Origin of the sequence: Burkholderia lata, from assembly GCF_902499025.1 — a bacterium.
GTDB lineage: Bacteria > Pseudomonadota > Gammaproteobacteria > Burkholderiales > Burkholderiaceae > Burkholderia > Burkholderia lata_C.
The window spans coordinates 1-15,832 of record NZ_CABVPW010000002.1 but is presented as its reverse complement, the minus strand read 5'-3'; the positions used below and the strand labels follow the sequence as shown (position 1 = coordinate 15,832).

At 66.6% G+C, this 15,832-nt stretch carries 20 protein-coding genes; 9 read left to right on the top strand and 11 right to left on the bottom strand.

All coding sequences use genetic code 11. The features are described 5' to 3' along the window. Positions 1–139: 139 nt before the first annotated feature. The 7 genes from BDI24065_RS01745 to fae form a co-directional block, all read right to left on the bottom strand. Positions 140–493, bottom strand: coding sequence for a hypothetical protein (locus BDI24065_RS01745; RefSeq protein WP_175029739.1), 354 nt, complete (start codon positions 491–493; stop codon positions 140–142). Next, positions 490–1,248: a hypothetical protein gene (locus BDI24065_RS01740; RefSeq protein WP_175029738.1), complete on the bottom strand. Its 759-nt coding sequence runs from the start codon at positions 1,246–1,248 to the stop codon at positions 490–492. The genes BDI24065_RS01745 and BDI24065_RS01740 overlap by 4 nt, the downstream gene beginning before the upstream one ends. A gap of 75 nt (positions 1,249–1,323) precedes the next feature. Further along, positions 1,324–2,043, bottom strand: a complete 720-nt coding sequence (locus BDI24065_RS01735; protein ID WP_175029737.1) for a hypothetical protein — start codon at positions 2,041–2,043, stop codon at positions 1,324–1,326. A gap of 93 nt (positions 2,044–2,136) precedes the next feature. Next, positions 2,137–3,471, bottom strand: coding sequence for an MFS transporter (locus tag BDI24065_RS01730; RefSeq protein ID WP_254609668.1), 1,335 nt, complete (start codon positions 3,469–3,471; stop codon positions 2,137–2,139). 167 nt (positions 3,472–3,638) lie between these two features. Beyond that, the gene (locus BDI24065_RS01725; protein ID WP_175029735.1) at positions 3,639–5,090 is read right to left on the bottom strand and encodes an NAD-dependent succinate-semialdehyde dehydrogenase; all 1,452 of its coding nucleotides are present in this window, start codon (positions 5,088–5,090) and stop codon (positions 3,639–3,641) included. Positions 5,091–5,120: 30 nt separating this feature from the next. Continuing rightward, a complete protein-coding gene (locus tag BDI24065_RS01720; protein WP_174378424.1) occupies positions 5,121–6,143 on the bottom strand; it encodes an aldo/keto reductase in 1,023 nt (340 codons plus the stop codon). 41 nt (positions 6,144–6,184) lie between these two features. Continuing rightward, entirely contained in the window at positions 6,185–6,709 is a 525-nt protein-coding gene (gene fae, locus BDI24065_RS01715) for a formaldehyde-activating enzyme (RefSeq protein WP_175029734.1), read from the bottom strand. A gap of 325 nt (positions 6,710–7,034) precedes the next feature. Between fae and BDI24065_RS01710 the strand changes: the two genes are divergently transcribed. From BDI24065_RS01710 to BDI24065_RS01700, 3 genes are all read left to right on the top strand, one after another. Beyond that, positions 7,035–7,955, top strand: coding sequence for a LysR family transcriptional regulator (locus BDI24065_RS01710; RefSeq protein ID WP_175029733.1), 921 nt, complete (start codon positions 7,035–7,037; stop codon positions 7,953–7,955). A gap of 236 nt (positions 7,956–8,191) precedes the next feature. After that, positions 8,192–8,542, top strand: a complete 351-nt coding sequence (locus tag BDI24065_RS01705; RefSeq protein WP_175029732.1) for a hypothetical protein — start codon at positions 8,192–8,194, stop codon at positions 8,540–8,542. A 141-nt stretch (positions 8,543–8,683) separates the two neighbouring features. Continuing rightward, a complete protein-coding gene (locus BDI24065_RS01700; RefSeq protein WP_175029731.1) occupies positions 8,684–9,244 on the top strand; it encodes a hypothetical protein in 561 nt (186 codons plus the stop codon). Here BDI24065_RS01700 and BDI24065_RS01695 read toward each other — a convergent pair whose 3' ends face one another. Beyond that, complete coding sequence (locus BDI24065_RS01695) at positions 9,245–10,120, bottom strand: LysR family transcriptional regulator (protein WP_011356411.1); 876 nt, start codon at positions 10,118–10,120, stop codon at positions 9,245–9,247. It abuts the gene before it with no gap. Between the two features lie 161 nt (positions 10,121–10,281). Here BDI24065_RS01695 and BDI24065_RS01690 point away from each other — a divergent pair, with 161 nt between their 5' ends. Next, positions 10,282–11,601: a DUF3422 family protein gene (locus BDI24065_RS01690; protein ID WP_175029730.1), complete on the top strand. Its 1,320-nt coding sequence runs from the start codon at positions 10,282–10,284 to the stop codon at positions 11,599–11,601. A gap of 34 nt (positions 11,602–11,635) precedes the next feature. Beyond that, entirely contained in the window at positions 11,636–11,839 is a 204-nt protein-coding gene (locus BDI24065_RS01685) for a hypothetical protein (RefSeq protein ID WP_175029729.1), read from the top strand. A gap of 60 nt (positions 11,840–11,899) precedes the next feature. On the opposite strand, the gene BDI24065_RS01680 is transcribed toward BDI24065_RS01685, so the two are convergent. Further along, positions 11,900–12,355, bottom strand: a complete 456-nt coding sequence (locus tag BDI24065_RS01680; RefSeq protein WP_175029728.1) for a DUF3304 domain-containing protein — start codon at positions 12,353–12,355, stop codon at positions 11,900–11,902. Between the two features lie 85 nt (positions 12,356–12,440). Next, entirely contained in the window at positions 12,441–13,337 is an 897-nt protein-coding gene (cynR, locus tag BDI24065_RS01675; protein ID WP_175029727.1) for a transcriptional regulator CynR, read from the bottom strand. 113 nt (positions 13,338–13,450) lie between these two features. On the opposite strand from cynR, the gene BDI24065_RS01670 reads away from it, so the two are divergent. The 3 genes from BDI24065_RS01670 (at position 13,451) to BDI24065_RS01660 (ending at position 15,148) form a co-directional block, all read left to right on the top strand. Next, positions 13,451–14,110: a carbonic anhydrase gene (locus BDI24065_RS01670; RefSeq protein ID WP_175029726.1), complete on the top strand. Its 660-nt coding sequence runs from the start codon at positions 13,451–13,453 to the stop codon at positions 14,108–14,110. Between the two features lie 30 nt (positions 14,111–14,140). After that, positions 14,141–14,611, top strand: a complete 471-nt coding sequence (gene cynS / locus BDI24065_RS01665; protein WP_175029725.1) for a cyanase — start codon at positions 14,141–14,143, stop codon at positions 14,609–14,611. 69 nt (positions 14,612–14,680) lie between these two features. After that, positions 14,681–15,148 carry a nucleoside deaminase gene (locus tag BDI24065_RS01660; RefSeq protein ID WP_175029724.1) on the top strand — a complete coding sequence of 156 codons (468 nt, stop codon included), beginning with the start codon at positions 14,681–14,683 and terminating at the stop codon, positions 15,146–15,148. Between the two features lie 162 nt (positions 15,149–15,310). Here the strand turns inward: BDI24065_RS01660 and BDI24065_RS01655 are convergent, their stop codons facing one another. Continuing rightward, positions 15,311–15,673 (bottom strand): hypothetical protein, encoded by a 363-nt coding sequence (locus BDI24065_RS01655; protein ID WP_175029720.1) that lies wholly within the window; start codon positions 15,671–15,673, stop codon positions 15,311–15,313. On the opposite strand from BDI24065_RS01655, the gene BDI24065_RS01650 reads away from it, so the two are divergent. Next, positions 15,651–15,832: ATP-binding cassette domain-containing protein (locus BDI24065_RS01650; protein WP_254609667.1), on the top strand; the 182-nt coding region annotated here is incomplete at its 3' end. The genes BDI24065_RS01655 and BDI24065_RS01650 overlap by 23 nt on opposite strands.

Here is a 15,832-nt window from a genome sequence, read left to right as displayed (position 1 = left end):
TTCTGTGGAAACAATCGGATCAGTCCGCGCCTGTCGGGCTGTTCTCGCGGTGTTGGCGTCTGTCAACGATCGTTACCGGGAACGGCGATAGTCACGATCGTTGACGGCTTGGGCCATGCGGCTTCGTCGTCGTTGCCGGCTACCGGTCGGGGTCGTGCCCGAAGTGCATGAGTGTTTCCCGGCGCCCCCAGAATTCTATGTCGGCGATCGTTTCGACAGGCATCTGGCACTTCGAGAGATCGATGCGCCCGACGTTGAAGACGGCGCGGCGCGGCGGGGATGCCGGCATGTTGGCCGTCCGTGTGTCGTGCCCGACGGCGGACTTGCGCATGACGCGCGCCAGGCTGTGATGGAGTTCGGTTGCGACCAGCGCGTCGAGGAGTTGCCTGGCTTCGGAGCTGAGGGCGAGGCGATGCCGGGCCGCCGGCCGGCCGCGCTTCGCCGTGGGGCGCGTGATCCGGAATCCGGCGATCGGCGTGTGCTTTGCGTTCATTCGTAAATTCCCTTTTCGATCAAGTATCTTTGCAGCGCCTGCACGGACGTGCCGTGCGGTGTGACGTCGAATGTCATCCAGCGATGTGATCCCGCCACGCGCCAGAAATCTCGGCCGAATCGCGTCGCATAGAGCGCGCGCAGCGACCGGAGCGATCCGTCGGCAAGACCGACCGGGTGCCCCTGGAAATACTGGAACAGCGCCGCTTCATCGCCGCACTTGTCGGGAATGGGCGCGTCGAAACCGAACCGTGGCCATGCGTAATACCCGAATAGCCGGCGGCCGCCCGGTTTTGGCGCTGCCTTCCGGCCCCCTGCTGCGAATGCAATGATTCGAGTGATATCCAACGTATCAGACGCCCTGACGATCCGCCACAGCATCGCCGCGCCGAATCCCGCGATTGCGTGATCGACGAGATCGATTGTCTTGAGTTCGAGTAGGGACGTGTCCGATTCTCGACGGACCGACACGCGGTTTTCGGATCGGATCCAGGTGGGGTTCGTGACCGAGAAGGTCAACTGGCCTCTGCTGTCGAGATAGGCTTGAATGTCCGATCCGGCAGGCGCTCCGCGCAACGAAACGAGCAGTTCGTCGGGGACGTCGCCGTTCACACCAAGCAACGCGGAAATATCCAGATCGTTTCGATCGACCTCGAGCCGATCGTCGAAGTACGACGTTTCGTATGGCAGAACATGACTGAGATCGACAGGTCGAGCGCGCATGGCTTCCGGCAATGAATGGAAAGCCCCCAGCATATCGGCGCGAATCCGGCGGGCGGAGTCCGCCAAACGGCCAATCGCGAGACGGAGCGATCGCCCGTCCCGCCCGCCTTACGACCAGTCGAACGTCAGCAGCGCTACGCGGCTGATCGGCTCGTAAAACAGGAGAATCGAGTCCGCGCCCATCGCGCGGTATTCCCAGCCGGTGACGCTGGCGACGAAGCGAAAGCGCGCACCGTCGGGGCCGATCGGCCGGATGTTGTCGGGATCGCTGTCGTCGACCGGAAAATCCGACGTGCCCGACCAGTTGCCCCAGCCGACCGATCCACCGAGCTGGTCGATCAGGTTGCACGGTTCTTCCTGGCTGAAATCGCGCTCGTCCGGCGCGTACTGGTTGGACGAGTAGAGCACGCCGTATTCGGCGAACCGCTTGCGCGCGGTTTCGATGCTGGCCTGTTGCTCGGCGTAGTGCGCCTCCAGTTCCGCGCGATAGCCCGCGTCATGCGCGCCGGGCGGGTTTTCCAGATAGAAGTAGCGCGGGTCGCCGAGCAGCGTGTAGCGGTTGTCGTCGTCGAGCCGGAACCCGATCCAGTTCGCGCGCAGATAGTCGTTGTGATACGCGGCCGTGTCCTGCCCGACGAGCCCGTCGTACGGCTCGACGGGGCTGAGCAGGTGGATCCAGCCCTCCCACGACGGATTGACCATCGACAGGTCGATCGACACGAGCGGATGCAGATGGCGCGCGAGTGCGGCGTCGGACTCGGCAAAGACGTCGGCGTCTGGCGGGTAGACCTTCAGGCCGGGTTGTGGCGTGACGATGTCTTCAATCATGATCGGTGTCCGCACGGTGAGGGTCCGGTAAGGCTACACGAGTGAAGGCGGAAACCGGATGAATGCCGGTGCCGCAGCAACCCGCCACCCTCGTCAATGCCCCGACGCCTCCTCCAGCGTCAGATGCTTCGTCTCCGGCGCCCACGCGATCGACACGATCATCCCCACCAGCAGCACGCCCGCAAGCGCGAACATCGTCGCGTGAAAGCCGAGCGTCGCGATGCCGACCGGCAGCAGGAACGTGCCGATCGCCGAACCGAGCCGGCTGCACGCGATCGCGAGCCCCACGCCGCTCGCGCGCACTTCGGTCGGGAAGCACTCGGGCGGGAACACGCCGACGAGGTTGCTGAATGCCGACATCGTCAGCGTGAAGATCGCGAAGGCGACGATCATCGCGAGGGCCGCCGACGACGGCAGCACCGCCAGCGCGACGAGCGACGCACACGTCACCGCGAACGAGCCGATCAGGAAGCCGCGCCGCGACAGCCGGATCGTCAGCCAGATGCCGATCAGCGCGCCCAGCACGAGGAAGCCGTTCAGCAGCAGGTCCGCGCCGAAACCTTCGGCAAGGCCGATCGTCTTCAGGATCGTCGGCAGGAACGTGTAGATCGCGAAATACGGAATCACGAGGCACACGAAGAACGCACAGTTGAACACCGTGCGGCGGATCAGGTCGCGCTGGAACAGCCGCGAGAAGCCGCCATGCGCATGCGGCTCCGTCGAACCGTCGAGCATCACGTGCGGCCCGAAATGCTTCGCGACGATCGCACGTGCCTCCTTCTCCCGGCCTTTGCCGAGCAGCCAGCGCGGCGATTCGGGCGTGCCGATCCGCAGCACCAGCACGATCAGCGCGGGCAATGCCGCCGACGCGAGCAGCCAGCGCCACGCGTCGGGCGCGGCGTCGCTGTACGCGAGGCCGAGCACGTTCGCGGCGACATAGCCGATCGTCCAGATCACGCTGAACGATCCGAGCAGCGCACCGCGATGCTTGCGCGGCGAGAATTCGGCGAGGATCGCATGGCCGACCGTGAAGTCGCCGCCCATCCCGAAGCCGATCAGCACGCGCAGCAAACACAGTTCGAGCGGCGACGTGACGAAGAACTGCGCGAACGCGGCCGCCGTGATGATCACGAAGCTCGTCAGGAAGATCTTCTGCCGGCCCATCCGGTCGGACAGCCAGCCGAACACGAGGCTGCCGAAGAAGATGCCGATCAGCGCCGAGCTGCCGATCATCCCCATCCAGAACGCATCGATCGGCATCTGCTTGCCGAGCGCGGCCAGTGCGTAGCCGATCGTGCCGAGCGTGTAGCCCTCGGTGAAGTGCGCGCCGAACGTCAGGCCGGCGATCTTCACGTGGAAACGGTTGAGCGGCACGTCGTCGAGCGCGACGGGGCGGTGCGGCGCGTCGGCGCCGCGCGACAGCGGCAATGCGCGCGCGGAGCCGGATTGAACGTTGGCTTGAGTCAAGCTGCCTCCTGGATTGTTATCGGATGCGCAGCGGCGCGCGCAGGCGGAACGCCGCCGCGAGCGTCGTGCGAGGCGCCGCGCGGCCGGGCGGCGCGCGGCGCGGGTCGACCGCGGGGAGCGGCCGGTGGTCAGCGGCCGAGACCGGCCATCAGCGTGTACTTGAGTTCCACGTATTCATCGAGACCGTACTTCGAGCCTTCGCGACCGAGCCCCGATTGCTTGACGCCGCCGAACGGCGCGACTTCGGTCGAGATGATCCCGTCGTTGACGCCGACCATGCCGCTCTCCAGCGCACCCGACACGCGCCACGCGCGGCCAAGATCGCGCGTGTAGAAGTACGCGGACAGCCCGAACGGCGTGTCGTTGGCCGCGGCCACGGCCTCTTCCTCGGTCGAGAAGCGGAAGCAGCCGGCCACGGGGCCGAAGGTTTCCTCTTCGGCGATCAGCATGTCGGCCGTCATGCCGGTCAGCACGGTCGGCTCGTAGAACGTGCCGCCGAGCGCGTGACGCTTGCCGCCGGTGAGCGCGTGCGCGCCCTTCGCGGTGGCATCGGCCACGTGCCGCTCGACCTTGCCGAGCGCCGCTTCGTTGATCAGCGGCCCCTGGTCGACTTCACCCGCGAGCGCGTTGCCGACGCGCAGCTTGCGCACGGCGTCCGCGAGCTTGCGCGTGAACGCGTCGTACACGCCGTCCTGCACGAGGAAGCGGTTCACGCACACGCAGGTTTGCCCGGTATTGCGGAACTTCGATGCGATCGCGCCTTCGACCGCCGCATCGAGATCGGCATCGTCGAACACGATGAACGGCGCGTTGCCGCCAAGTTCGAGCGACAGCTTCTTCAGCGTGTCGGCGGACTGCTTCGCGAGCAGCTTGCCGACGCGCGTCGAGCCCGTGAACGACAGCTTGCGCACGACGGACGAACTCGTCAGCGTTTCGCCGATCGCGACCGCGTCGCCCGACACGACGTTGAACACGCCGGCCGGCACGCCCGCGCGCTCGGCGAGCACCGCGAGCGCGAACGCCGACAGCGGCGTTTCCTCGGACGGCTTCAGCACCATCGTGCAGCCGGCCGCGAGTGCGGGGCCGGCCTTGCGCGTGATCATCGCGAGCGGGAAATTCCACGGCGTGATCGCCGCGACGACGCCGACCGGCTCGCGCGTGACGACGATCTGCGCATTCGGTTTCGGGCTCGGAATGACGTCGCCGTACATGCGCTTCGCTTCTTCCGCGAACCATTCGAGAAAGCTCGCCGCGTACGCGACTTCGCCACGCGCTTCCGCGAGCGGCTTGCCTTGCTCGCGCGTCAGCAGCTCGGCGAGCGCGTCGCGATTTTCCAGCATCAGCTCGCCCCAGCGCTTCACGCGGGCGCCGCGCTCCTTTGCGGTCAGTGCGCGCCACGCGGGAAGCGCGTGCGCGGCCGCATCGATCGCGCGCTGCGTGTCGTCGGCGCCGCCTTTCGCGACCTTCGCGATCGTCTCGCCGGTCGCCGGGTTCAGCACCGGATAGGTTGCATCGCTCGCGCCATGCGATTCGTGCCATTCGCCGCCGATGTAATGGCCGGTCCTCAGAAATTCATTCATGGTGTGTCGTTCCTTCAGTGCCTCGGTCCTTCAGTCCGCCGCGAAACTGCCCTGCGCCGGACGCGACTCGCGCGCGATGCGCTTGCCGGCCGTGTAGTCGTTGATCAGGTCGCACGGCGTGTAGTTGCGTTCCAGCTCGTGCAGCTCTTCTTCGGTGAGCTGCGTTTCGAGCGCGCCGAGCGCGCTGTCGAACTGCGCGACGGAATCCGCGCCGACCAGCATGCTCGCGATGCCGGGGCGGCTCAGCACCCACGCCTGCGCGATCTGCGCGGGCGGCACGCCGCGCCGCTTCGCGACCTTCGCGACCGATGCGGCGATCGCGAGCGATGAAGCATCGCCGTACATCTGCGCGGTGAAGAAGTCGGTTTGATTACGCGTCGATTGCGGCTCGCAGGTGAGCAGGCCACGTGCGAGCGGGCTGAACACCGATACGCCGACACCCTGGTCGATGCAGTACGGCACCATCTCGCGCTCTTCCTCGCGATACGCGAGGTTCAGCTGCAGCTGCATGTTGATCGGCTTGTCCCAGCCGTTTCGTTCGCAGGCCTGCATGATCTTCGCGAACTGCCATGTGTACATCGTCGATACGCCGATATAGCGCGCCTTGCCTGCACGCACGATGTCGTGCAGCGTGCTCATCGTTTCCTCGACGGGCGTGTTCACGTCGAAGAAGTGCAGCATGAAGATGTCGACGTAATCCATCCCGAGGCGCTTCAGCGACCCGTCGATGCCGTCGAGCACGTGCTTGCGCGAATGGCCGCCGGCGTTCGGATAGCTGCCCATGTCGTAGCCGACCTTGGTCGTCACGACGAGTTCTTCACGGCGCGCGTTGCGCTTCAGGATGCGGCCGACCACTTCCTCGCCGACGCCCGTCGAATAGAAATCCGCGAGATCGATGAAGTTGACGCCGGCGTCGAGCGCGCGGCGCACGATCGGCTCGCTCTGCGCTTCGTCGAAGATCCAGGGCTTCCATTCGGGGGTGCCCATGTTCATCGTGCCGAGACACAGGCGGGACACCTTCAGGCCGGACTGGCCGAGGCGGACGTATTCCATGTTTCCTCCAGGTGCGGCCGTGTGTCGGCCGCTTGTCGTCGTCAGTTTTTCTTCGGGGTGTAGAACGGGTTCGATACGTCGCGCGCGGCGGCGAACACCGCGTCGCGATGCGGCAGCCCTTCCATCGCGGCGACGATCGCGTTGCGGCACGCGCGGTAGTTGTTCTCGAACACGGCGTCGAGATCGTCGGTCTGCGGGTTCACCCAGTTCGCCGACACGACGACCCAGTCGTTTTCCGCTTCGGGCGGCAGCGTGCCGTTCTCGAGCGCTTCGGCCACGGCCTTCGCGATGCCGGCCTGTGACGCGCCCCACGTGGCATTGCCGTGGAAGTCGCTGGCGATCTGCGCCTTGTTCACGTACAGCGTGAGCGGCTTGGTCGGCACGCCCGGCTGCGCGATCACGACGAACGGCGCATGGCCGGCCGACGGCGTCGCGAGTGCGGTGGCGAACGCCTGGCCCGCCGGGCCGTTGCGCGGGCCGACCAGCACGTTGATGTGCGCGAGGTTGACGCCGGGGCCTTCGAAGCCTTCGCCGATGAAAAGCTGCCTGGGTTGGGATGCGGTCATTGCGGTGTCTCGTCGATAAGGTTGGTGTGAGGCGATTGTGGTGGGCCGTGGCGCGGCCGGTGAATCGATGTTTCCTGATCGGGCTATGAGTTTTCGTCGTCTCCGGGAAAGCCCTGAATCCGGCACGCGAATGCCCGCCGGGCGGGCCTCGGCCGTCGTCGTGACGGCGAGCGGGGCGGGATCGGCGGGTGGGCATTCGCGTACCGGCTCCGGGTTTGTCATACCCGGGCAGGGGTTGGAGGGCCGAGCGCATCTGGACAACAATCGGCGTACTCCGAGCCCTATCTTTCGTCTTCCCTTCTTTTTTCGAAAGCGAGTAATTTCGATGGCTGCCATTCAAAAGCCCGATTGGTCGAAGCTCAGTTCGCTCGATCCGGAACTGATCCGGGCATTCGTCGCGGTCGTCGAGAGCGGCGGCTTCACCGCGGCGGCCCGGCAACTGCATCGCACGCAATCGACGATCAGCCTGCGCATCCGCACGCTCGAGGAGCGGCTCGACACGCACCTGTTCATGCGCAACAGCCGGCGGCTCGAGCTGTCGCGCGACGGCGAGAATTTCCTGATCCACGCGCGGCGGATCATCCAGGTGCAGAACGACGCGATCCTCGCGCTGAAGCAGGCGAGCAGCGACCGCGGCGTCGTGCGTTTCGGACTGCCCGAGGACTATGCGGAGCTATGGCTGCCCGACCTGCTGAAGTCGTTCTATGCGATGCGGCCGGGTGCGCGCTTTCACGTGCATTGCCGCACGTCGCTCGAACTGCTCGAACGGCTGCAGGCCGGCGAGCTCGACGTGGCGCTCGTGGTGCGGCACGGGTCGAACGCGGGCGGGCGGCTGCTGGGCCGTCACGACGTCGTGTGGGCCGCGCACCGGGATTTCGCGCTCGGCCCGCAGGCGTCGGTGCCGCTCGCGCTGTTTCCCGAGACGTGCTGCTACCGGCAGCGCGGGCTGCAGGCGCTCGCGACCGCCGAGCGGCCGTATCACGTCGTCTATACGAGCCAGAGCCCGACCGGCATCAAGATCGCGGTGAACCACGGCGCGGCCGTGACGATGATCGATCGCTGCACGCTGCCCGAGAACTGGCGCGTGCTCGACGAGACGGACGGCTTTCCGCCGCTGCCGGCGGCCGATCTCGAACTCCATCGTTCGCCGGGCATCTGCGATCCGCTGACCGACGATCTGGTGTCGCTGATCGAATCGATGGTCGACGAGCGGCGGCGCGCATCGCTCGAGGCGTTTGCCGCGTAACGGGAAGAACGCATGGATTAACGCAGGGACGAACGCGGCGCAGTCGAGGTTGACGCACGCCGTGGCGCGCAACCACGGCGCGCGCATGCCGCACACGCGGCCGGCCGCCGGCCAGTGGCGTGTTGTGTCCCCCATGCCGTTTTTTGCATCGGCGGCGCGTTTTTTTGCACGACGTTTATGTCGTCTCTTCTAAGCTGGGCATGTGTCGAACAGCCGAGACGGCTTCCGTCCGCTCCATGACCTTCATTCATCCCGTTCCCGCCTTCGATGTCGCCGGCCGCCAGTTGCGCGCCGGCGCACGCAACAACGTCATTCCTTTCCCGCCGCCGCGCCCGCGCCTGCAGTTGCCCGTCACGATGACGGCCGACTCCGGCGAACACGCGCACGCCCGGCTCGCGGCGCTGCTGCATTCCCCGCTCGGTGTGTATGTCGTCAGCGCGCGCGCCGTGCGCGACGTGGTTCACGTGCACTTCGACATCGCGCCGGAAGACCTGGATTTCACGCTGCACATGCTGATCGCGCAGCAGGCCGATGCGGTGATCGGGCCGGTCGCGCGACGGTTGCGCGTCGGACCGACGGTGCGGTGAAACGGGGAACGGTTGTTGCTCGTTCCTGAATGGCTAGTTCGATCCGCCGCCCGATTGCCGGTCGCCGCGCGATTCGCCGGCTAGCGGCAGATATGCGTGCGACACCGCGTGCGCGGCGCCGATCCTGAATACGGAGGGGTCATGGACCTCATGGAAGCAGTCCCTGTCGCGCGGCCGGAAAGCCGCCGCGCACGGACGGCGTCGTTGCCGTCGGGCCAGCAGCTCGCGCGTCAGCTCGTGACGACGGTGCGGGTGGCCGAAGTGCTGCTGCATCAGGCGATCGTCATGCCCGACGGGCATCAGTGGTCGGTCGACACCGAGCGGGTCGACGCGGCCGGCGGGCCGCTCGCGGCGTGGGAAACCTGCGTGACCTGGCGGATCGGCAAGGTGTTCGCGTCGACGGTCAACCCGGCCGCGCGCGTCAACGATCCCGGCCAGGTCGCGGTCGAGATCCGGCTCTGCCTGCCCGAGCAGGCGTATGTGGCCGAGCAGCGCGTGAGCATTTTCGGCCGCCGCCACGGCAACCGTTTCGGCGCGACGCTGTCGGTCGCGTCGGGTGCGCAGTGGGGCTGGCAACGCACGGAGCACGTCGCGCCGGAACACCGGCAGGTGCGCGGCGATACGCTGGAAGCGCTTGTCGATGGGGTGGCCGCGAACGTCAATGCGGCGCTGGGCGCGGCCGGGTTCGGTGCGACGCGCTGATTACGCGTCGCCGGTCTGCCCGGTCTGGCGCTGCAGGTCTTCCATCAACTGTTCCGCGAGAAAGTCGCACGGCGGCCGCTTCGATTTGGTGCTGCGCGCGAGGATCAGCTCGAGCGGCGGCAGGTCGGGCAGCCCGTGCGAGCGGCCGAGCATCGACAGTTGCGCGGGAATCGCGCAGCGCGCGAGCGGTGCGACGGCCAGGCCGGCCTCGACCATGCTGAGCAGCCCGAGCAGGCTCGGGCTTTCATAGGACGTGCGGTAGGGCACCTTCGCGCGTTCGAGGCTGCGGATCGCGTTCTCGCGCGCGACGCTGCCCGGCATAAACACCGCGATCGGCAGCGGCCGCTCTTCCCACACGCGCGGCCCGTTGGTCATCGCGGCCCACGCCATCGGCTCGTGGCGGATGAAGTCGCCCGACAGCCCCTTGATGCGCGTGCCGCACACGAGATCGACGGTGCCGTCCTTGATCAGCGGCGCGAGCGCGCTGCTCGGCAGCCCCATCACCTGGATCTCGACCTTCGGGTAGGTCGCCGAGAATTTCTTCAGGACCGACGGCAGCAGCGACGACGCATAGTCGTCCGGCACGCCGATCACGACCTTGCCGGTCACTTCCGGCCGCACCACGGCCGCCCATGCCTCGTCGCGCAGCGCCAGCATTCGTCTGGCGAATCCCAGCAGCACCTCGCCTTCGCGCGTCAGCACGATGCTGCGCGGCTTGCGCACGAACAGCGGCCGCCCGATTGCGTCTTCCAGGCTCTTGATCTGCATGCTCACGGCCGACTGCGAGCGGTTCACGGCCTCGGCGGCGCGGGTCATGTTGCCGGTTTCCGCGACGGCGACGACGGTGGCCAGCACGTCGTGATCGAGCATCTTCATGGGTATCAGGAAAACTGAACGTAACGATCAGCATTATGCGTTTTTATTGTTGCTGTGTGTCTGCCATAGTGCGATCACGCTGACGTTGCACCCGAGGGTGGCGCGGCGCTCGGGCCGGTCGATCCGGCGTGCGGCACTGAACAGGAAAGCGTGGTGTATCGATGATGGACCATCCGTTGCGCGCCGCACTGGCCGCGGAATTGCATGCCCGGCCGTTCCTGCGGCTCGCCGAAGCCGTGTCGCTCACGCATTACGCGATCTATGCGGACGGCCAGCCCGACATCCACGAAACGCTGCTGCACGCGCTGTGCCGCGATACCGGCATTGCCGCGCCGCATGAAGGCGCGACGCACTACGCGGTGCAGTCGCCGAGCGGCTGGCACCTGAAGTGGGAACGCCACACCGAATTCTCGACCTTCACGTTCGTCGCGCCGCGTCGCGACACCGGCTATTTCGACGATCTCGCGATCGAAGGCATTCCGGCCGCGTGGTTCGCGCGGCTCGCCGGCATCCGCTTCGTCGCGGTGCGCATGGAACTGCTGTCGGGCGACGCCGCGCGGCTCGTCTGCGGCGACCTGCGCCGCTGGATCGACGGGCCCGCGCTCGTCGGCAGCAACGTGCTCGGCGGCGGCAAGGTGTTCTGCGACTGGCATGTGCGCGACGACGGCTTCATGCGCTTTCTCGTCGTCGACGAGGATTTCCGCGAGGAGCAGGGCGGCCGGCTGCTGCAGCGCCTGTATGAAATCGAAACGTACCGGATGATGGCGCTGCTCGCGCTCCCCGTCGCGCGCCGGATGAGCCGCGAGCTCGACGAAATCCATGCGGCGCTGCACGTGTTGATGCAGCGGATGGACGCAAGCGGTGCCGACGGCGACGACACGGCGCTGCTCGTCAAGCTCACGCATCTCGCGGTGCGGGTTGAAGCGCTGTCGGGATCGGGCGCACGTTTCAGCGCGTCGCGTGCCTATGAAAAGCTCGTGCTGGCACGCATCCACGAGCTGCGCGAAGAGCGGATCGAAGGGATGCCGACGATCGCCGAATTCATGGAGCGCCGCTTCGCGCCGGCGATGGAAACCTGCCGCAGCGTATGGGCGCGCCACGAGCAGATCGCCGCGCGGATCGCGCGGGCGGTCGACCTGCTGCGCACCCGCGTGAACCTCGCGCAGGAAAAGGACGTGACGCGCCTGCTGGCGGGCATGGAGCGCACCGCGCGCAATCAGCTTCACTTGCAGCATGCGGTCGAAGGGCTGTCGGTGGCGGCCATTTCGTACTACGTGCTGTCGCTCGCCACGGCGGCGTTCAAGGCGCTGCACGTGATGAACCTGCCGGTCGATCCCGAGCTGGCGGAAGGCCTGCTGATCGCGCCGGTCGTGTTCGCGGTGATTCACATCACGCGGCGCACGCGCGCGCAGCTGGCGCAATCGGAGGCCGCGCATGACGGCACGCCGGTGCCGGCGGCGGCGTTGAAGCAGGTCGGTTAGAACATCTAAAACACAATCAGGTCAAGGAGTGGAGATGACTTTTTCGCAGACACAAGCAGGGTATTACAGCGGCTTCGATGCCGCGTTCGACGAACCGGCACCGGATGAGCGGGGCGCGCCGGAAGAGCCGCGCGTGACGTCGTATCAGGCCGTGCTGCAGGAGCCGATGACGTCGCTCGTCGGGAATACGATCGATCGGCCGGACGTCGCGTCGGTGGCGATTCTCGGGTACAACTGACGCAACGCCGGGCGCGTATCCCGCCCGGCCGCGCGGCGTCCTCACGCTGCCGTTTCCCGATCAACCGCCGGCGCGCATGCGCGGCATCGTCGGGTACGCGACCCATCGGGCGTCGATCTTGCGGCCGGGCAGGAAATGAAACTCGAGATAGCCGTCGTGCCGGTTCGGCAATGCCGGCACGGCGACGTCGGTTTCGACGATTTCGGGCGCCTGGTTCCGGGCGTCTTCTTCTGGCGTCAGATCGTACGTGATCCTGACGTGCCAGGTTTTCTTGCCGCGCGGCACGCTCATGCAGCACACGGTCCCGCCCCCGCCGCCGAACTGGCGCGCGTGCACGCTGCCGGCGCCGAAGCCGTCGACCACAAAGCTGTAGACGCCACGATCGGTGTAGTTGAATCCCACGACCCGATACGGGCCGTCGGCACGCGTCTGTGCGTGGACCCACCAGGCGGCGCCCACCAGCAGCGCTGCAATGGCAAGCGGGTTGAGCGTCATGCGGCGTAACAGGTTCGACATGTCGATGTTCCCGTGAGTCGGTTTGCTTTCGACGCGTGGTTGCGGGCGGTGCCCAGGCGCGTGACGCGTGCCCCGGCGGCCGAGATCATCGCGCGCGCCCGGCAGGCTCGGCCCCTTGCGCCAGCGCCAGTTCGACGAACGCGCGCGCAGCTGCGCTCCGGTACGCGCCCTTGCGCTGCAGCAGCACGGCCGTGCGCCGCAGGACGGCCGGATCGAGCGCGACGGCGACGAGATCGTCGTGCCCGGTCGCGATCGTCGCGGGCAGCAGCGTCGCGAGGTTCGTCCGGCGCACGATCTCGATCACCGCCCCCAGCGAATTCGCTTCCATCAACACGCGCGGCCGCACGTCGTGCTCGCGGAAATAGCGGTCGATCTGCACGCGTGTCGCGAACTCGGCCGTGAGCAGCACGAGCGGCGCATCGTGCAGCGCGCGCAGGCCGGCCTTGCGTTTTCCGGCGAGCGCATGCTCGCGGCTCACGACGAGTGCGAGCGTTTCGACCAGCAGCGTTTGCGCTTCGATATCCGCCGTCTGCACGTCCTCGAACGCGATACCGACATCGAGCTCGTCGTCGACGAGCAGCGCCTCGATGCGTTCCTGCGACATCTCGCGCACCGACAGCGACACATCCGGATAGCGGGCGTAAAACGCCTCGACGAGCGGCCCGACGAGATAGCTCGTGAAGGTCGGCGTGACCGCGATCCGCAGCGAGCCGCGACTCAGGTCCTGCACGTCGTGAATCGCGCGCCGGCCTTCCGCGAGATCGTGCAGCGCCTGCCGCGCATAGCGGAAATACACGTCGCCGGCATCGGTCAGCCGCGTCACGCGCCCGGTGCGGTCGAACAGTTGCGCGCCGAGCGTCTCTTCCAGCTGGCGGATCTGCTGGGACAGCGCGGGCTGCGACACGTGCAGCGCAGCGGCCGCGCGCGTGAAGCTGCGGTGCTCGGCGACGGCCAGGAAGTAGTGGATATGGCGCAGCAGCATGGCGGTTCCTATAAGTCCTGCTTATCCGGTAGATCATAAATCAGTCTTTTACGTTATTGGAAGTCCGGCGTAACCTGCCCTTCATCGATTCCAACCGCACCGGAGAACACGCGATGAAGGACATCATCGAAGGCTTCCTGAAGTTCCAGCGCGACGCCTATCCGGAACGCGCCGCACTGTTCCGCGATCTCGCGCGCAGCCAGAACCCGCGGGCGCTGTTCATCTCGTGCTCGGACAGCCGGCTCGTGCCCGAACTCGTCACGCAGCGCGAACCGGGCGACCTGTTCGTGATCCGCAATGCCGGCAACATCGTGCCGTCGTACGGCCCCGAGCCGGGCGGCGTGTCGGCGTCGGTCGAATACGCGGTGGCCGCGCTGCGCGTGACCGACGTCGTGATCTGCGGCCATTCCGATTGCGGCGCGATGACCGCGATCGCCACCTGCCAGTGCATGGATCACATGCCGGCCGTCGGCCACTGGCTGCGCTACGCCGATTCGGCGCGCGTCGTGAACGAGGCGCGCACGCATCGCAGCGAACGCGAGCGGATCGACTCGATGGTGCGCGAGAACGTCGTCGCGCAACTCGCGAACCTGAAGACGCACCCCGCCGTGCGGCTCGCACTCGAGGAAGGGCGGCTCGCATTGCACGGCTGGATCTACGACATCGAATCGGGCTGCATCGACGCCTACGACGGCGCGAGCGGCCGGTTCGTCTCCCTGGCGGACCATCCCGACGTCCGCGCCACGCCCGCGACGCTCCCCGTCGCGGCCTGAATCGCTCCCACCCAACCACGAGGAATTGCCATGATCCAGTCCCAGCACAGCCAGACCGCCCGCCACGCGCTCGCGGAGACCATCGTGCTCGCAAAGGCGCGCAAGAACCTGTCGTTCGCGCAACTTACCGAAGGCACGGGCCTGAGCGAAGCGTTCGTGACGGCCGCGCTGCTCGGCCAGCATGCGCTGCCGGCGGACGCTGCGCGCCGCGTCGCCGACAAGCTCGGTCTCGACGACGACGCAGTGCTGCTGCTGCAGTCGATCCCGCTGCGCGGCAGCATCGACGATCGCGTGCCGACCGACCCGACCATTTACCGCTTCTACGAAATGCTGCAGGTGTACGGCACGACGCTGAAGGCGCTCGTCCACGAGAAGTTCGGCGACGGCATCATCAGCGCGATCAATTTCCGGCTCGACGTGAAGAAGGTCGACGATCCCGAAGGCGGGTCGCGCGCGGTGATCACGCTCGACGGCAAGTACCTGCCGACCAAGCCGTTCTGACGCCTGCGCGGCGCCGCGGCAGCGGTGCCGCGCAGGTTCCCGCCAACCCGTTTCAACGAGGACGCAGCCATGGATTTTGTGAAACGCACGATCGATCTTGCGATGAAGAACGTGGAAGAGGGCGGTCGCCCGTTCGCGACGGTGATCGTCCGCGACGGCGAGATCGTCGCGGAAAGCCCGAACCTCGTCGCGCAGACCAGCGACCCGACCGCGCACGCCGAGATCCTCGCGGTGCGCGACGCGTGCCGCAAGCTCGGCACCGAGCACCTGACCGATTGCGAGATCTACATTCTCGCGAGCCCATGCCCGATGTGTCTCGGTTCGCTGTACTACTGCAGCCCGAAACGCGTGATCTACATCACGACACGCGAGGACTACGCGCCGTTCTACCGTGACGACCGCAAGTATTTCGAGCTCGACACGTTCTATGCCGAATATGCGAAGCCGATCGACGAGCGCCGGCTGCCGATGGTGCAGCAGAAGCACGGCGATGCGATCAATGTCTACCGGCGCTGGCAGGAACTGAACGCGAAGTGAGGTGATCCGCGCGGCGCACCGGCCGCGCGTGGCAGCCGCCCGGCTGCTCGTTTTCCCCACCCTCCGTATCACCCGGCGGCGCCCGTGCCGCCGGGCGCCCGCGCTGCTGCTCGGGGCTGGCTCGTGCCCCCGTTTTCTTGCCTCCCCAAACATCGATCCCGTTCAATGTCCGGAACGGAAATCCGCGATCCAAAAGGTTTTTGACGGGTTTAAAAATTCGCACTGGAGACGACAGAAACGTGCGGAAAGCCCGATGAAAACCAATGCAATCTTCATGACAGCCAGCGCGGCGACCCCGGTCGGTCGCGACTGATGGCCGCCGATCGCCGTGCGAGACCCCACACCTGTTTCGTTGCGCCATTCGTTCCGGACGAGGAATCGCTCGATCCCTCCCCGCCAGCACCGCACGACCGCCCGGCCGGTCGCGCCTGACGCCTGAGATTCGCTTACCTGCTTACAACGGACCATCATGAAACGGGATTCATTCAGTACACCTGATGCGATGCATCGCCCGACGACGGACATGCTCAAGCCGAACGACGCATTCGTGCGCATCGAAAACGTCGTGAAGAAATTCGGCGACAGCACGGCCGTCGACAACGTGAATCTGACGATCGCGAAGAACGAGCTGTTCGCGCTGCTCGGCAGCTCGGGCTGCGGCAAGTCGACGTTGCTGCGCATGCT

What these genes read in the sequence shown, in the direction of transcription:
- BDI24065_RS01745 (WP_175029739.1), bottom strand. Translation starts at nt 493, where the DNA reads ATGAACGCAAAGCACACGCCGATCGCCGGATTCCGGATCACGCGCCCC.
- BDI24065_RS01740 (WP_175029738.1), bottom strand. Translation starts at nt 1,248, where the DNA reads ATGCTGGGGGCTTTCCATTCATTGCCGGAAGCCATGCGCGCTCGACCT.
- BDI24065_RS01735 (WP_175029737.1), bottom strand. Translation starts at nt 2,043, where the DNA reads ATGATTGAAGACATCGTCACGCCACAACCCGGCCTGAAGGTCTACCCG.
- BDI24065_RS01725 (WP_175029735.1), bottom strand. Translation starts at nt 5,090, where the DNA reads ATGAATGAATTTCTGAGGACCGGCCATTACATCGGCGGCGAATGGCAC.
- BDI24065_RS01720 (WP_174378424.1), bottom strand. Translation starts at nt 6,143, where the DNA reads ATGGAATACGTCCGCCTCGGCCAGTCCGGCCTGAAGGTGTCCCGCCTG.
- fae (WP_175029734.1), bottom strand. Translation starts at nt 6,709, where the DNA reads ATGACCGCATCCCAACCCAGGCAGCTTTTCATCGGCGAAGGCTTCGAA.
- BDI24065_RS01710 (WP_175029733.1), top strand. Translation starts at nt 7,035, where the DNA reads ATGGCTGCCATTCAAAAGCCCGATTGGTCGAAGCTCAGTTCGCTCGAT.
- BDI24065_RS01705 (WP_175029732.1), top strand. Translation starts at nt 8,192, where the DNA reads ATGACCTTCATTCATCCCGTTCCCGCCTTCGATGTCGCCGGCCGCCAG.
- BDI24065_RS01700 (WP_175029731.1), top strand. Translation starts at nt 8,684, where the DNA reads ATGGACCTCATGGAAGCAGTCCCTGTCGCGCGGCCGGAAAGCCGCCGC.
- BDI24065_RS01695 (WP_011356411.1), bottom strand. Translation starts at nt 10,120, where the DNA reads ATGAAGATGCTCGATCACGACGTGCTGGCCACCGTCGTCGCCGTCGCG.
- BDI24065_RS01690 (WP_175029730.1), top strand. Translation starts at nt 10,282, where the DNA reads ATGATGGACCATCCGTTGCGCGCCGCACTGGCCGCGGAATTGCATGCC.
- BDI24065_RS01685 (WP_175029729.1), top strand. Translation starts at nt 11,636, where the DNA reads ATGACTTTTTCGCAGACACAAGCAGGGTATTACAGCGGCTTCGATGCC.
- BDI24065_RS01680 (WP_175029728.1), bottom strand. Translation starts at nt 12,355, where the DNA reads ATGTCGAACCTGTTACGCCGCATGACGCTCAACCCGCTTGCCATTGCA.
- cynR (WP_175029727.1), bottom strand. Translation starts at nt 13,337, where the DNA reads ATGCTGCTGCGCCATATCCACTACTTCCTGGCCGTCGCCGAGCACCGC.
- BDI24065_RS01670 (WP_175029726.1), top strand. Translation starts at nt 13,451, where the DNA reads ATGAAGGACATCATCGAAGGCTTCCTGAAGTTCCAGCGCGACGCCTAT.
- cynS (WP_175029725.1), top strand. Translation starts at nt 14,141, where the DNA reads ATGATCCAGTCCCAGCACAGCCAGACCGCCCGCCACGCGCTCGCGGAG.
- BDI24065_RS01660 (WP_175029724.1), top strand. Translation starts at nt 14,681, where the DNA reads ATGGATTTTGTGAAACGCACGATCGATCTTGCGATGAAGAACGTGGAA.
- BDI24065_RS01655 (WP_175029720.1), bottom strand. Translation starts at nt 15,673, where the DNA reads ATGTCCGTCGTCGGGCGATGCATCGCATCAGGTGTACTGAATGAATCC.